Source organism: Streptomyces hamibioticus, assembly GCF_047946815.1.
GTDB lineage: Bacteria > Actinomycetota > Actinomycetes > Streptomycetales > Streptomycetaceae > Streptomyces.
In genome coordinates, this window is record NZ_JBKKQY010000001.1 from 2559745 (window position 1) to 2574189 (window position 14445).

Consider the following 14445-nt stretch of genomic DNA (forward strand, 5'->3'; position numbering starts at 1 on the left):
CCGTGAGAGGGCACAAGCCTGCCATGCGTTCCCCCCAACCCCCGTCGCCCGGGCGTTCCGCCGAAGTGCGGCGCCGGTTCGCCGAGGAGGCACGGTCCGAACTGCCCGACCTGTCCACGCTGTGCCTGCTGGTGGGCGCGGAGGCGGACGGCACACTGGACGAGGCGGGGATCGACGCCGCCCAGATGGAACTGGACCGGCTCGCCGGGCAGCTGCCGTACCGGCCCGGTGGCCCGCGCGCCTGGGCCGGGGCGCTGCGGGACCTGCTCGGGGAGCGGTACGGGTTCCGGGGCTCGGCGGCGGACTACCGGCGCCTGGAGTCGTCGCTGCTGCACGAGGTGCTGCGGCGCCGGCGCGGGCTGCCGATCCTGCTGTCGGTGGTGTGGCTGGAGGTGGCCCGGCGGGCCGGGGCTCCGGTGCACGGGGTGGCGCTGCCGGGGCACTTCGTGGTCGGTTTCGGGCCGGAGACGGAGCAGGTGCTGGCCGACCCCTTCGACGGGGGCCGGGTCCTGACCGGGAGCGACGCGGAGTTGCTGGTGGCCGGGGCGACGGGGGCGACGCTGGAACCGGCGATGCTGACGCCGGCCGATCCGCTGGACGTGGTGCTGCGGATCCTGAACAACATCCGCGCCTGGGCCGCGGCCCGGCCGGAGCGGTCGGACGTCGCGCTGTGGGCCGTGGAACTGTCGCTGCTGCTGCCGTCGCATCCGGCGCGGCTGCGGTACGAGCGGGCATTGCTGCTGGTGCAGCGGGGCGAGTTCGCCTCCGGCGCGGCGGAGCTGGAGGCGTACGCGGAGGTGGTCGCGGCGGTGGACGAGCCGGCGGCCGAGCGGGTGCGGGGGGAGGCGCGGACCGCGCGGGCCATGCTGAACTGAGGCTCGGGTTCGCCCTCTCGCCGCGGATCGGTACGCCCGCCCCGTGCCCCGCAGCGGCGAGGGGGCACCCGGTGACTTCCGGGTGCCCCCTCGTGATGCCGCTGTGTCAGCTGGGGTCGGTGTCGATGACCGCTACGCGGTCGGTCCTGCTCACCAGCGCCTCGCGCAGGGCGGTGTAGACGTCCTGCGGGGTGACGGGCGTCTTCTCACCGGTGCCGCGGGTGATGCGCACGTCGTCGAACGCCTGGCCGTAGAGCTGCTTCAGAGCGGCCAGGTCGGGCTTCTCGACCAGCTTGCCGTTGACGGCCTCCACCCGGAGGAACTTCCACAGCGACCGCTCGGGGCTCATCGGCACCGAGTGCGCCGCGTCGGTCTGCACGACCACGTTGGCCGACATCGCCGGCTGTGCGAACTCCTTCATCATGCGGTCGACCTCGGCCTTGGAGACCGTCGGCTGCTGGGTGGTCGTCGGGACGTCCACCGGCGCCGAGGTGCCGGTCTCCACCTGGGTGCGGTACGCCTCGGTCACCGCGTCGGTCGACTTGGCGACGTCGATGCCCTTGCCGGGCTTGCCGTACACGGGGACGGCCTTGCCGGACCGGAACTCGATCGTGCCCTCGGTCACCGAACCGGTGCCGCCGGCCGCCCGCTCCAGTGCGGCGTGCAGCTTCTCCTTGTCGACCGGCATGGCCGGCTCCACGACCCGCCCCTCGCCGAAGAGGGAGCCGATCACCGAGACCGGGTTGTAGTCGCTCCGTGCCGCCGCGTCGGCGGTGGCCTGCGCGTCGAACCGCAGCCCCGCCTGGTCCGGCCGCAGCGTGACGCTCTCGCCGTCCACCGTGAGCTTCAGCGGCTTGTTCACCCGGTCCTCGAAGGCCGCGTCCAGCTTTTCCACGGCGTCGTCGCGGGTGCTGCCGCCGATGTCGACGCCGAGCACGGTGGTGCCCTTCGGGACGTCGGAGTGGTTCATCAGCAGGCCCGCGCCGTAGGCGACGGCGGCGATGCCGATCAGGCCGCCGGCGAGCAGCACGAGCTTGTTCCGCCCCTTCTTCTTGGGCGGCCTGGACGAACTCGCCGGGGGCGGCGGGACCGGGTCCGACGGATTCGGGGGCGGGTGCGGCAGCGGACCGTCGGGCCGGGCGCCCGGGGCGAACGGGCCGGCGCCGCCGCGGTCCGCCGGTACGGCGGAGATACCGCTGGTGAGGGTGTCCCCGGAGACGTTGTCCCGCGGGTTGCCGTAGCCCGGGGTGCCGGGCTCGGGGGCCGGCTTCTGCGGAGTGAGGATCGCGGTGTCGTCGCTCAGCCTGCCGCCGGGCGCGGAGGCGGGGGCCGTACCGGGTCCGCCCGGGCCGCGCATCCCCGCGGGGGCGCCGGGGCCACCGGGCACGCCCGGCACACCGGGGCCGCCGGGGCCGCCGGGGCCCGGGAACGCACCTGAGCCAGGTGCCGCACCGGGGGCGCCGACTGCACCGGGACGATCCGGGCCACCAGGACCGCCGGGACCGCCCGGGCCGCCGGGACCACCCAGGCCGCCGGGGCGCCCGGAGCCACCAGTTCCGACGGAGCCACCAGGTCCGACGAGGCCGCCGGGACCAGTGGGCCGGCCGGCACTGCCGGGTCCGCCGGCCTCGCCGCCCGGCGCCGGCGGCAGCGGCCCGTCACCGGTGGCCGGGCCGCCCGTCGGGCCGGCGGGGCCGCTCTGCCCGTTCTCCGCGAAGTACCGCAGGTCGTCGTGGCGCGGCCCGGGGCCGGCGTCGGGAGCCTGGCGCCGGCCGTTGCCCAGCGGTCCCGCCGCCAGCGCCTCGGTCACGTCGAAGGAGCCGGTGCCGCCGCCGTGTCCGGGTGCCACGGGGCCGCCGGTCGCTCCGGGAAGGCCGCCGCCCTGGGAGCCGCCGGGCCGGGAGCCGCCCTGGGAGCCCATGGAGCCGACGACGCCACCGGGACGTCCACCGCCACCCGGCCGCGGGCCACCGGCCGGACCGGCACCGGGCGCACCGACGCCGGGCAGACCCGCGCCGGGCGCACCGCCCCCGGACACACCGCCACCGGGCGCACCGGAACCCGGCGTTCCCGGTCCCGTACCCGAAGCTCCGGGCAGTCCGGCGCCGTTGGCGGAGCCGCCGCCCTGACCGCCCGTGGCGGACGGGGACTTGCGGGGCGCGAACCAGTCGCTGGTCGGCTTCTCCTCGGCGGGCCGCGCCGGCTCGGCGGGAGCCTCGCCGGGGCCGGTGGGCGCGGCGGCGCCGGGCTCGGGCGTCTCGGCGGTGTCCGTGTCGCCCGGACCGTCCTCGGCCTCGGTGACGGGCTTGCGCACCACGACGGGCGGGATGGGCCGGGACCCGGGGATGTTGATCCGGATCCGGGTCGTCAGCGTCGTCTCGGTCTTGCGCTCCTCGGGCTGGGTGGCCGAACGGCCCGCGCCGGCACCGGCGTCGGAAGCCGTGGGCGTCCCGTAGGGCGGTGTACCCGACGGGTAGGCGGCTCCGCCGCGCCCGTTGGGCCCGGAGGACGGACGATCAGTTTCACGACTCAAGGCAGGTTCTCCCGGTTGGCTCCGCCGCCCGTCACGACCTCAAGCGGGCAGCTCGGCGGCGCGCACCACCATACTGGCCGCTTGTCACGCTCATCCGGGGACCGCTGAGGAAACCCACACGGCACTCGCACGTCCCCGGTCAGGCGAAGTGGTACGTCATTCGCCAAGTCGGGCGGCGTCCCCGTCCGGTTGCCGCACCGGGGCGAGGGTGGCGCACATCACAGCGAGGGCGATGCCGCCGAGCAGGAAGAGATAGGAGCCGCTGCCCGCGGCGAAGACGAAGTCGCCCTCCGGGCGGCTGGCGGTGAGCAGGACCACCGCGAGCGCCCAGCCGGCGGCGGGCGCGACGGCCGCGCCCCGGGTGCCGACGGCGAGGGACGCGCCCACGCAGAGCCCGGCCTCTCCGGCGAGGGCGAGCAGCAGCCCGCCCGGGAACCAGGCCGGCTGGACCAGCGCGCCGGCCACGCCGACGACGGCACCGGCCGCGAAGAGGGCGAGGTAGACCAGGGCCCGCCCGAGCGAGGGCAGCCGCAGCGGCCGGGCGAGCGGGGAGGGGCGGTCGGTCATGACGCCGCCTCGGTGGTCCCGGCGAACAGGTCCGTCTCGCCCGCGCCCGGCGAGGAGGCGCCCACCAGCTCGTAGTACTCGGTCGTGAACAGCGGCTGCGCCAGTTCGTTGGAGAGCACGAAGTACGGCTCGGCGACCGTGATCTGCGTGGCGTGGGCCCGCATGGCCGCGGCCTTGGCGGCGGCGTGCGGGGTGCCGTCGGTGACGATCCGGGCGGTGATCCGCTCGTCGTCCACGACGCCGGGTACGTCGTCGACGGTGGCCGCCTTGGTGAAGGGCAGGCGGGGCAGGTCGTCGTGGAGCCGGGCGAAGGCCTGCTCGGCGGCGGGGCGCGGGACGCGGTTCCAGTAGACCTTGGCGACGGGGCAGCCCGCCTCGGCGGCCAGTTCGACGGCGCGCATGGCGACGCGGTGGGCCTGGATGTGGTCGGGGTGTCCGTAGCCGCCGTTCGGGTCGTAGGTGACGAGGACCTGGGGGCGCACCTCGCGGATCACCTCCAGCAGCAGGGCCGCGGCCTCGTCGACGTCGGCCTGCCAGAAGCAGCCCGGGTCGTCGTTGTCGGGCAGGCCCATCATCCCGGAGTCGGCGAACCGGCCCGGGCCGCCGAGCAGCCGCACGTCGTCGACACCGAGGGCGCGCATCGCCGCGGTCAGCTCGCGCAGGCGGTGCTCGCCGAGGGCGGCGCCGGACAGGTGGCGCAGCTCGGGCGGGATGACCTCGCCGCGCTCACCGAGCGTGCAGGTCACCAGCGTCACGTGGGCGCCCTCGGCCGCGTACCTGGCCATGGTGGCGCCGTTGTTGATCGACTCGTCGTCCGGATGCGCGTGCACCAGCAGCAGACGCCGGGAGGGCTGTTCCGTCATGGCTCCCACCCTAAGGTCCCGCCGTCAGAAGCTGATGCTGCCGATCATCCCCGCGATGTTCGACGTGACCTCGTTGATCGTCGGTGCGACGGTCGAGGAGGCGAGATAGAAGCCGAGCAGCATGCAGACGATGGCGTGGCCGGCCTTGAGTCCTGACTTCTTGATCAACAAGAAGACGATGATCGCCAGCAGCACCACCGCCGAAATCGAGAGTGCCACGGCGGCTCACCTCCAAAGAGCCCTGGGACATGGGGTCGAACGGATGGATCCGGATGGACAAGTCCGCACAGCAGGCAGCTGGTTGATACCCACTATGCGCTAGCGATCATAACTATCCGTACGCGCGCATCGATCGGCGCACAGCCGCACAAGGGGGCGCATGGCCAATATGGTCAGGGGATGACGACCAAGCTCGACTCCTTTCCCAGACGGCACGCCCGCACCCAGCGATTCACCCTCGGCGCGCCGCGTTCGTTCACCGTGGCGCCCGACGGTTCGCGTGTCGTGTTCCTGCGTTCCGCTTCCGGCACGGACCGGGCGAGTTCACTGTGGGTGCTCGACACGGCGGACGGCCAGGAGCGCGTGGCCGCCGATCCCCGCGCCCTGCTGGGCGGTGCGGCGGAGCGGCTGCCGCCCGAGGAGCGGGCGCGGCGCGAGCGCAGCCGCGAAGGCGGGGCCGGCGTCGTCGGCTACGCCACCGACTCCGCCGTGGAGCTGGCCGCTTTCGCCTTGTCAGGACGGCTTTTCACGGCCGAGCTGCGAGTCGGGACGGCCCGCGAACTGCCCGTCCGGGGGCCGGTGATCGACCCGCGTCCGTCGCCCGACGGGCGGCACGTGGCCTACGTCACGCGGGGCGGCCTGCGGGTCGTGGGCGCCGAGGGCGACGACGACCGGGCGCTGGCCGAGCCGGACGCCGAGGGCGTCACCTACGGCCTGGCGGAGTTCGTCGCCGCCGAGGAGATGGGGCGCGGCCGGGGCTTCTGGTGGGCCCCGGAGTCGGACCGGCTGCTGGTCGCGCGCGTGGACGACACGCCGGTCAGCCGGTGGTGGATCTCCGACCCGGCCCGGCCGGAGCGTGACCCACACCACGTGCCGTACCCGGCGGCGGGGACCGCCAACGCGGACGTACGGCTGTTCGTGTTCGGGCTGGACGGGGGGCGCACGGAGGTCCTCTGGGACCGGGAACGGTATCCGTATCTGGCGCGAGTGCACTGGTCAGCGGCGGGTGCGCCGCTGCTGCTCGTACAGGCGCGCGACCAGCGCAGTCAGCTGTATCTGGCCGTGGACCCGGACTCGGGGGCGACCCGGATGGTGCACGCCGACGAAGATCAAACATGGCTGGAACTTTTCCCCGGGGTGCCGTGCTGGAGCCCGTCCGGGCAGCTGGTGCGGATCGCCGACGAGGGCGGTGCGCGACGGCTCGCCGTCGGCGAACGGCCGCTGACCGGACCGCAGCTGCACCTGCGGGCGGTGCTGGACGTCTCCGACCACGACGTGCTGGTCTCCGCCTCCGCCGGCGAGGAGGCGGTCGGCGCCGAGACCGGCGAGGTGCACGTCTACCGGGTGAACGAGCTGGGCATGGAGCGACTGTCCCAGGGACCCGGCGTGCACTCGGCGGTGCGCGCCGGCGACGTGACCGTTCTGGTGTCCGCCACCCTGGAGCGACCGGGGGCGCGGGTGCAGGTGCTGCGGGACGGGAAGTCCGCGGCGACCATCGCCTCGTACGCCGACGATCCTGGTTTGTCCCCGCGTGTGACCCTGACCCAGGGGGGCGCACGGCGCGTCCCGTGCGCCGTGCTTATGCCAACGGACTACCCCGGTGACACCCCCCTGCCCGTCCTGCTGGACCCCTACGGTGGACCGCACGGCCAGCGGGTGGTGGCCGCGCACAACGCGCACCTCACCTCCCAGTGGTTCGCCGACCAGGGCTTCGCGGTGGTCGTCGCCGACGGTCGCGGCACCCCCGGGCGCTCCCCCGCCTGGGAGAAGGCCGTCAAGGACGACATCGCCGCGGTGGTCCTCCAGGACCAGGTCGACGCGCTCCAGGCGCTCGCCGCCGACTTCCCGCTGGACCTGGACCGGGTGGCGATCCGGGGCTGGTCCTTCGGCGGCTATCTGGCGGCGCTCGCGGTGCTGCGGCGCCCGGACGTCTTCCACGCGGCCGTGGTGGGCGCCCCGGTCACCGACCTGCGCCTGTACGACACCCACTACCAGGAGCGCTACCTCGGCCACCCGGACCAGCAGCCGGAGGTCTACCGCCGCAACTCGGTGATCGACGACGCGGGCCTGGTCGACGCCGCCGAACCGCACCGCCCGATGATGATCATTCACGGGCTGGCGGACGACAACGTGGTGGTCGCCCACTCCCTGCGCCTGTCGTCGGCGCTGCTGGCGGCGGGCCGCACGCACGAGGTGCTGCCCCTGTCCGGGGTCACGCACATGACCCCGCAGGAGTCGGTCGCCGAGAACCTGCTGCGGCTCCAGCTGGACTTCCTCAAGCGCTCCCTGGGGCTGACATAGCCTCGCAAAGGTGCGCGAACGCCGTTAACACGCAGGCAACTCGGCGGAAGCGGTACCGATATACGGACGCGGGACGCTGAACAGCGTACGGCCGTGCGGGTGCCGTAGGCGGGCCGGGGTGCGCCATGTCGCCCCGGCCCGTCGCCGTCCGCCCCGGGCATCCGGGCCTGGGCGGCTACTCGTGCTCGGGTACCACGTGCTTCTCCTCCGCGAAGTGGCACGCCGAGTCGTGCGCCGCGGGACCGGAGGTGAGCCGGAACTCCGCCGGCACGGCGAGCGCGGGGACCTCCAGGGCGCACCGCTCCCGCGCCTTGAAGCAGCGGGTGCGGAAGCGGCAGCCGGAGGGGATGCCGGTCGGGGACGGGACGTCACCGGCCAGGATGATCCGCTCGCGGTGCTCCCGGGCCTCCGGGTCGGGCACCGGGACGGCGGACAGCAGCGCCTGGGTGTAGGGGTGCGTGGGGTGGTCGTAGATCTCGGCGTCGCTCCCCGTCTCCACGATGCGGCCCAGGTACATCACCCCGACCCGGTCGGAGATGTGCCGCACGATCGACAGGTCGTGGGCGATGAAGATGTACGACAGTTCGAACTCGCTCTGCAGCCGCCCCATCAGGTTGATCACCTGCGCCTGCACCGAGACGTCGAGGGCGGAGACCGGCTCGTCCGCGACGATGATCTCGGGGCGCAGGGCGAGGCCGCGGGCGATGCCGATGCGCTGGCGCTGGCCGCCGGAGAACTGGTGCGGATAGCGGTTGATGTACTCGGGATTGAGGCCGACCACGTCCAGCAGGTCCTGGACGCGCCTGCGGCGGTCCCCCTTCGGCGCCACCTCGGGATGGATGTCGTACGCCTCGCCGATGATGTCGCCCACCGTCATCCGGGGGTTGAGGGAGGTGTACGGGTCCTGGAAGACCATCTGGATGTTGCGGCGTACGGCCTTCAGCGCCTTCCCGGACAGCTTGGTGATGTCCTCGCCCCGGTAGCGGATCTCCCCCGCCGTCGGCCGCTCCAGGTTCACCAGCATCTTGGCCACCGTGGACTTGCCGCAGCCGGATTCGCCGACGATGCCGAGGGTTTCGCCGCGGTGCAGGGTGAAGTCGACGCCGTCGACCGCCTTCACCGCGCCGACCTGCTTCCTGAAGAGGATGCCGGTGGTCAGCGGATAGTGCTTGACCAGACCGCGGACCTCCAGGATGGGCTCAGCCATGCAGGCACTCCCTCCAGAAGTGGCAGGCGCTGCCCCGGCCGGCGGCCGGCTCGGGCTCCGTGACCTCGTAGAGCGGGGGGACGTCGGTACGGCACACGTCCTGGGCCATCGGGCAGCGGGGGTGGAAGGCGCAGCCGGGCGGGATGCGGGTGAGGTTGGGCGGCAGGCCCCGGATGGCGTACAGCTCCCGGCCCTTCTGGTCCAGGCGCGGGATGGAGTCCAGCAGGCCCCGGGTGTACGGGTGGGCGGGCGCCTTGTAGATGTCGTGCACCGGCGCCGACTCCACGATCCGGCCCGCGTACATCACGGCGATCCGGTCGGCGACGTCGGCGACCACGCCCAGGTCGTGGGTGATGAGGATCAGCCCCATGTGGTATTCGCGCTGGAGTTCCGCGAGCAGGTCCATGACCTGGGCCTGGACGGTGACGTCCAGGGCGGTGGTCGGCTCGTCGGCGATGATCAGCCTGGGCTCCAGCGCGATCGCCATCGCGATCATGATGCGCTGGCGCATGCCGCCGGAGAACTGGTGCGGGTACTGCCTCGCCCGCTCCTTGGCGGCGGGGATGCGGACCCGGTCCATCAGCTCGACGGCCCTGGCCCGTGCGTCCTTCCTGGACGTCCCGCGGTGCACGGTGAACATCTCGGCGAGCTGGTCGCCGACGGTGAGGACGGGGTTGAGGGCGGACAGCGCGTCCTGGAAGATCATCGCCATCTCGGCGCCGCGGACCTTGCGCCGCTCGTCCTCCTTGAGCGTCAGCAGGTCGCGGCCCTGGAAGAGGACCTCGCCTCCGGTGATCCGGCCGGGCGGCATGTCGAGGATGCCCATGATCGCCTGGGCGGTGACGGACTTGCCGGAGCCGGACTCGCCGAGCACCGCGAGCGTCTCGCCGGCGTCCACCTGGTAGCTGACGCCGTTGACGGCCCGGGCGACGCCTTCCCGGGTGCGGAACTCCACGTGCAGGTCGCGTACGTCGAGCAGCATGACGGCGGCTCACCTCAGCTTCGGGTCGAGGGCGTCGCGCACCGCGTCGCCGAGCATGATGAACGCGAGGACGGTCAGGGCGAGCGCGCCGGACGGCCACAGCAGCGCGTGCGGGGCGTTGCGGACGTAGGGGGCGGCGGCGGAGATGTCGATGCCCCAGGAGACGCTGGGCGGCCTGAGCCCGACGCCGAGGAAGGACAGGGTGGCCTCCAGTGCGATGTACGTGCCGAGCGCGATGGTCGCGACGACGATGACCGGCGCGACCGCGTTGGGCGCGATGTGGCGCAGCAGCAGCCGGGAGTTGGAGGCGCCCAGCGCGCGGGCGGCCTGGACGTAGTCGTTCTGCTTGGCGGTGATGACGGCGCCGCGGGCGATGCGGGAGATCTGCGGCCAGCCGAGCAGCACGATGAACCCGATGACCGGCCAGACGGTGTTGCTGGTCATGACGGACAGCAGCACCAGGCCGCCGAGGACGACGGGGATGGCGAAGAAGACGTCGGTGATCCGGGACAGGACCGAGTCCCCGATGCCGCCGAAGAATCCGGCCAGTCCGCCCAGGACGCTCCCCAGGACGGCGACGCCGAGCGTGGCGAGGACACCGACCGCCACGGACGTACGGGCGCCGTAGACGGTGCGGGTGTAGACGTCGCAGCCCTGGCCGTTGAAGCCGAAGGGATGGCCGTCCTGGGAGCCCTCCTGGGCCTTGGACAGGTCGCAGTGGAGGGGGTTGCCGGAGGCGATCAGGGACGGCCACAGGGAGATGACGACCAGGAAGAGGATCACCAGCCCGGAGACGATGAAGACCGGGTTGCGGCGCAGGTCGTGCCAGGCGTCGGACCACAGGCTGCGGGGCTTGTCCCGGGTGCCGGAATCGGCGGGGCCGCCGGGCCCGCCGGGCTCCTTCTCCAGCGTCTCGGCCTCGCTCACCGCGAGGTCCATCTGCCCGCCCATGCCGGTGCCGGCGACGACGCGGCCGGGCTCGTGGGGCTCAGTCATAGCGGATCCTCGGGTCGAGTACGGCGTACAGCAGGTCGACCAGCAGGTTGGCGACCAGGAAGACCAGCACGAGGACGGTGACGAAGCCGACGACGGTCTGGGTGTTCTGCCGGAGGATGCCTTGGTAGAGCTGGTAGCCGACGCCGTGGATGTTGAAGATCCGCTCGGTGACGATGGCGCCGCCCATGAGGAAGCCGATGTCGGCTCCGATGAAGGTGACGACGGGGATGAGGGAGTTGCGCAGCAGGTGCCGGGTGACCACCCGGCGGCGCGGCAGGCCCTTGGCGATGGCGGTGCGGACGTAGTCGGAGCGCCGGTTCTCGGCGATGGAGGTGCGGGTCAGCCGGGTGACGTAGGCGAGTGAGACCGAGGCGAGGACCAGGCCGGGGACGATCAGCTCGCCGAAGGCGGCGTCGGAGGACACCGAGGGTTTGATCCAGCCCCACTTCACGCCCAGCAGCAGCTGGAGCAGCAGGCCGGTGACGAAGGTGGGCACGGAGATGACGACGAGGGTGACCAGCAGCACGGACGTGTCCACCGGGCGCCCGCGGCGCAGCCCGGTGACGACGCCGAGGGTGATGCCGATGACGATCTCGAAGAGGATCGCCACGAGGGTCAGCCGGATGGTGACCGGGAACGCCGTGCCCATCAGCTCGGTGACCGGCTGGCCGTTGAAGGCGGTGCCGAAGTCGCCGGTGAAGACGTTGCCCATGTAGGTCAGGTACTGCTGCCACACGGGCATGTCGAGGCCGAACTCCTTCCTGAGCCGGGCGGCCGTCGCCGGGTCGCACTCCCGGTCGCCGCACAGTCCCGCGATGGGGTCGCCCATCACGTTGACCATCAGGAAGATCAGCAGCGTGGCCCCGATGAAGACCGGGATCATCTGGAGCAGCCGCCGGACGACGTACCGTCCCATGGCGCCCCCCTCAGCCGACCTTGATCTCGTTGTAGACGGGGACGCTGAACGGGTTGAGCCTGACGTCGGAGAGCCGGTCCGAGTAGCCGGCGCTGCCGTTCTGGTACCAGAGCGGAATGGCGGCCATGTTGTCCCGCACGACCTCCTCGGCCTGCTGGAAGGTCTCGACGGCCTTGGCGGTGTCGGTCTCGGCGTTGGCCTTGTCCACGAGGTCGTCGAACTTCTGGTTGGACCACTTGCCGTCGTTGGAGGAGGCGTTGGTGTAGTAGAGCGGCTGGAGGAAGTTCTGGATGAGCGGGTAGTCCATCTGCCAGCCGGCCCGGAAGGGGCCGCTCATCTTCCGGTCGGTGATCTGGTTGCGGAAGTCGGCGAAGGTGCCGACGGGGTTGCCGACGCAGGCGCGGTCGTTGCCGAGGGCGTTGTTGATGGAGTTGCAGACCGCGTCGACCCACTGCTTGTGGGAGCCGGTGTCGGCGTTGTACGTGATCCGCACCTGGCCGCCGGGCAGGCCGCCGCCCTCCTCGATCAGCCGCTTGGCCTCCTCGGGGTCGTGGTCGCAGGCGTCCCCGCACAGGCCCTCCTCGTAGCCGCCGTCCTCGCCGAGGACCGGTGAGGTCCAGTCGGTGGCCGGGGTCCGGGTCTTCTGGAAGATCGTGTCGGTGATCTGCTTACGGTCGATCGCCATGGACAGGCCCTTGCGGACCTTCTCCGACCCGGGCTTGCTCCAGTTCTCGTCGTAGTACGGGAAGGCGAGGGTCTGGATGATGCCGGCCGGGGTGTTGATGTACCGGTCGCCCAGGTCGCTCTGGGCGTTCTTCAGCTGGGCGGCCGGGACGTCGTCGACGAGGTCGAGGTTGCCCGCCATCAGGTCGGTGTAGGCGGTGTTGTTGTCGGTGTAGACCTTGAGGTCGACGCCGCCGTTCTGCGCCTTGTCCGGGCCCGGGTACTCCTGCCAGGTGCGCAGGGACATCTGGGAACCGCGCTGGTAGGAGTCGACCTGGTACGGGCCGTTGCCGATCGGTTTCTTCAGCCAGGCGTCGTGGTCGTCGAAGAACGCGCGGGGCAGCGGCGCGAAGGCCGGGTAGCCGAGGGTCTCGGGGAAGGTCGAGAACTTCTGGTTGAGCTTCACGGTGAAGGTGAGCGGGCCGGTGACCTTCAGGCCGGAGAGCGTGTCGGCGGTCTGCTCGCCGCCGCCCTCGGGGTGGACCTGGTCGTAGCCCTCGATGTAGCTGAAGAAGTAGGCGTTGCGCTGGTTGTTCTTCAGGCTCGCGCCGTAGTTCCAGGCGTCGACGAAGGACTGGGCGGTGACCTTCTCGCCGTTCTGGAAGGTCCAGCCGTCCTTCACGGTGATGGTGAAGTTCTGCGAGTCGGAGGTCTCGATGCTCTCGGCGAGCATGTCCTGCGCCTCACCGGTCTCCGGGTCGTACTTCTTCAGGCCCCGGAAGATCATGTCCAGGACCTTGCCGCCCTGCACCTCGTTGGTGTTCGCCGGCTCCAGCGGGTTCTGCGGGTCTCCCCAGGAGGAACTGAGCACCGCGCCGCTGTCCCCGCCGCTGCCGCCGCCTCCGCCGCAGGCGGCCGCCGCGAGGACGACGGCCGCCGCGCATGCGGCCCATTTGCCGGGCTTGGCTCCGCGCATGGGGTTCCTCCTGATGTGCACTGTCCGTTACGGGCCACTATGGGCGGTCGTATCCTGTAGCGCACATTCATCCCGTCCGTACGAGCGTCCCCCGGCCGGGGTGCGGTCCCTCGGCCGGGACGCGGTCCCCGGTCGGGGCGGGACGGGAAAGGACCGGGGGCGGAAGCCGTCGGTGGCTTCCGCCCCCGGTCCTGGGGGGTCCTCGGTGTGTCAGGCCTTGGCGACGTCGGTGTCGTCCTGCTCCAGGCCCTTCAGGCTCGGGTCCAGGACCACGTCGTCCTTGCGGCCCTGGATCGTCGGCTCCTCCGGGAAGTGGCAGGCCGTCAGATGGCCGTCGCGGTTGCCGGAGATCTGGACGAGCGGCGGCTCCTCCGTGGCGCACTTGTCCTGCGCCTTCCAGCACCGGGTACGGAAGCGGCAGCCGGACGGCGGCATGATCGGCGACGGCACGTCACCGTAGAGCCGGATGCGCTCGCGGTCGTCGGCCTCGTCGTCCATGGCCACCTCGGGCACGGCCGACAGCAGGGCGTGGGTGTAGGGGTGGCGGGGCCGGTTGTAGATGGAGTCCCGGTCCCCGACCTCGACCACCTTGCCGAGGTACATCACGGCCACGCGCTGCGAGAAGTGCCGGACCACCGCCAGGTCGTGGGCGATGAAGAGGAAGGCGATGCCCAGTTCCTCCTGGACCTTCTGCAGCAGGTTGACGACCTGGGCCTGGATCGACACGTCGAGCGCGGAGACCGGCTCGTCCGCCACGATCAGCTTCGGGTTGAGCGCGAGCGCGCGGGCGACGCCGATGCGCTGGCGCTGACCGCCGGAGAACTCGTGCGGGAAGCGGTTGTAGTGCTCGGGGTTGAGGCCGACCAGTTCCAGCAGCTCGCGGACCTTCTTCTCCCGGCCGCCCGCCGGCTCGATCCCGTTGACCTCCATCGGCGACCTGACGATCGTGCCGACGGTCTGCCGCGGGTTCAGCGACGAGTAGGGGTCCTGGAAGATCATCTGGATGTCGGACCGGACCGGCGCCAGCTGCCTGCGCGAGGCGTGGGTGATGTCCTGGCCCGCGTACTCGATCTTCCCGCCGGTCGGCTCCAGGAGCCGGGTGATGAGCCGGCCGGTGGTCGACTTGCCGCAGCCGGACTCGCCCACCAGGCCGACACTCTCGCCGACGCCGACGGTCAGGTCGACGTTGTCGACGGCCTGGACGGCACCGACCTTCCGTTTGATCGGGAAGCCGCCGTAGATGGGAAAGTGTTTGGTCAGTCCCTCCACCTTCAGCAGCGGCTCGGTCGACGCTCCGGTGGAGCCATGCTGTGCGGGGAGGGTGAGGTTGTCGCTCATGTCTCGGAT

The 14445-nt window shown here is 72.1% G+C and carries 12 protein-coding genes; 2 read left to right on the forward strand and 10 right to left on the reverse strand.

Annotated features, from left to right (window positions below):
- The first annotated feature begins 23 nt into the window (after positions 1–23).
- Entirely contained in the window at positions 24–875 is an 852-nt protein-coding gene (locus ACLGIH_RS11325) for a SirB1 family protein (protein WP_416525116.1), read from the forward strand.
- A 106-nt stretch (positions 876–981) separates the two neighbouring features.
- On the opposite strand, the gene ACLGIH_RS11330 is transcribed toward ACLGIH_RS11325, so the two are convergent.
- From ACLGIH_RS11330 to ACLGIH_RS11345, 4 genes are all read right to left on the reverse strand, one after another.
- Positions 982–3408, reverse strand: coding sequence for a hypothetical protein (locus ACLGIH_RS11330; RefSeq protein WP_416525117.1), 2427 nt, complete (start codon positions 3406–3408; stop codon positions 982–984).
- A 156-nt stretch (positions 3409–3564) separates the two neighbouring features.
- Positions 3565–3975: a DUF6113 family protein gene (locus ACLGIH_RS11335; protein ID WP_416525118.1), complete on the reverse strand. Its 411-nt coding sequence runs from the start codon at positions 3973–3975 to the stop codon at positions 3565–3567.
- Positions 3972–4838, reverse strand: a complete 867-nt coding sequence (mshB, locus tag ACLGIH_RS11340; RefSeq protein ID WP_416525119.1) for an N-acetyl-1-D-myo-inositol-2-amino-2-deoxy-alpha-D-glucopyranoside deacetylase — start codon at positions 4836–4838, stop codon at positions 3972–3974. The genes ACLGIH_RS11335 and mshB overlap by 4 nt, the downstream gene beginning before the upstream one ends.
- Positions 4839–4862: 24 nt before the next feature.
- The gene (locus ACLGIH_RS11345) at positions 4863–5057 is read right to left on the reverse strand and encodes a hypothetical protein (protein ID WP_416525120.1); all 195 of its coding nucleotides are present in this window, start codon (positions 5055–5057) and stop codon (positions 4863–4865) included.
- Between the two features lie 180 nt (positions 5058–5237).
- On the opposite strand from ACLGIH_RS11345, the gene ACLGIH_RS11350 reads away from it, so the two are divergent.
- Positions 5238–7358 (forward strand): S9 family peptidase, encoded by a 2121-nt coding sequence (locus ACLGIH_RS11350; protein WP_416525121.1) that lies wholly within the window; start codon positions 5238–5240, stop codon positions 7356–7358.
- Positions 7359–7533: 175 nt separating this feature from the next.
- On the opposite strand, the gene ACLGIH_RS11355 is transcribed toward ACLGIH_RS11350, so the two are convergent.
- From ACLGIH_RS11355 to ACLGIH_RS11380, 6 genes are all read right to left on the reverse strand, one after another.
- Positions 7534–8565: an ABC transporter ATP-binding protein gene (locus ACLGIH_RS11355; protein WP_416525122.1), complete on the reverse strand. Its 1032-nt coding sequence runs from the start codon at positions 8563–8565 to the stop codon at positions 7534–7536.
- Positions 8558–9547 carry an ABC transporter ATP-binding protein gene (locus ACLGIH_RS11360; RefSeq protein ID WP_416525123.1) on the reverse strand — a complete coding sequence of 330 codons (990 nt, stop codon included), beginning with the start codon at positions 9545–9547 and terminating at the stop codon, positions 8558–8560. Before ACLGIH_RS11360 ends, ACLGIH_RS11355 begins: the two co-directional genes overlap by 8 nt.
- Before the next feature lie 9 nt (positions 9548–9556).
- Complete coding sequence (locus tag ACLGIH_RS11365; protein ID WP_416525124.1) at positions 9557–10543, reverse strand: ABC transporter permease; 987 nt, start codon at positions 10541–10543, stop codon at positions 9557–9559.
- Entirely contained in the window at positions 10536–11459 is a 924-nt protein-coding gene (locus ACLGIH_RS11370) for an ABC transporter permease (RefSeq protein WP_416525125.1), read from the reverse strand. Before ACLGIH_RS11370 ends, ACLGIH_RS11365 begins: the two co-directional genes overlap by 8 nt.
- 10 nt (positions 11460–11469) lie before the next feature.
- On the reverse strand, positions 11470–13098 hold the full coding sequence (locus tag ACLGIH_RS11375) for a peptide ABC transporter substrate-binding protein (RefSeq protein WP_416525126.1): 1629 nt from the start codon (positions 13096–13098) through the stop codon (positions 11470–11472).
- Between the two features lie 210 nt (positions 13099–13308).
- Positions 13309–14436: an ABC transporter ATP-binding protein gene (locus ACLGIH_RS11380; protein WP_416525127.1), complete on the reverse strand. Its 1128-nt coding sequence runs from the start codon at positions 14434–14436 to the stop codon at positions 13309–13311.
- Positions 14437–14445: the final 9 nt, after the last annotated feature.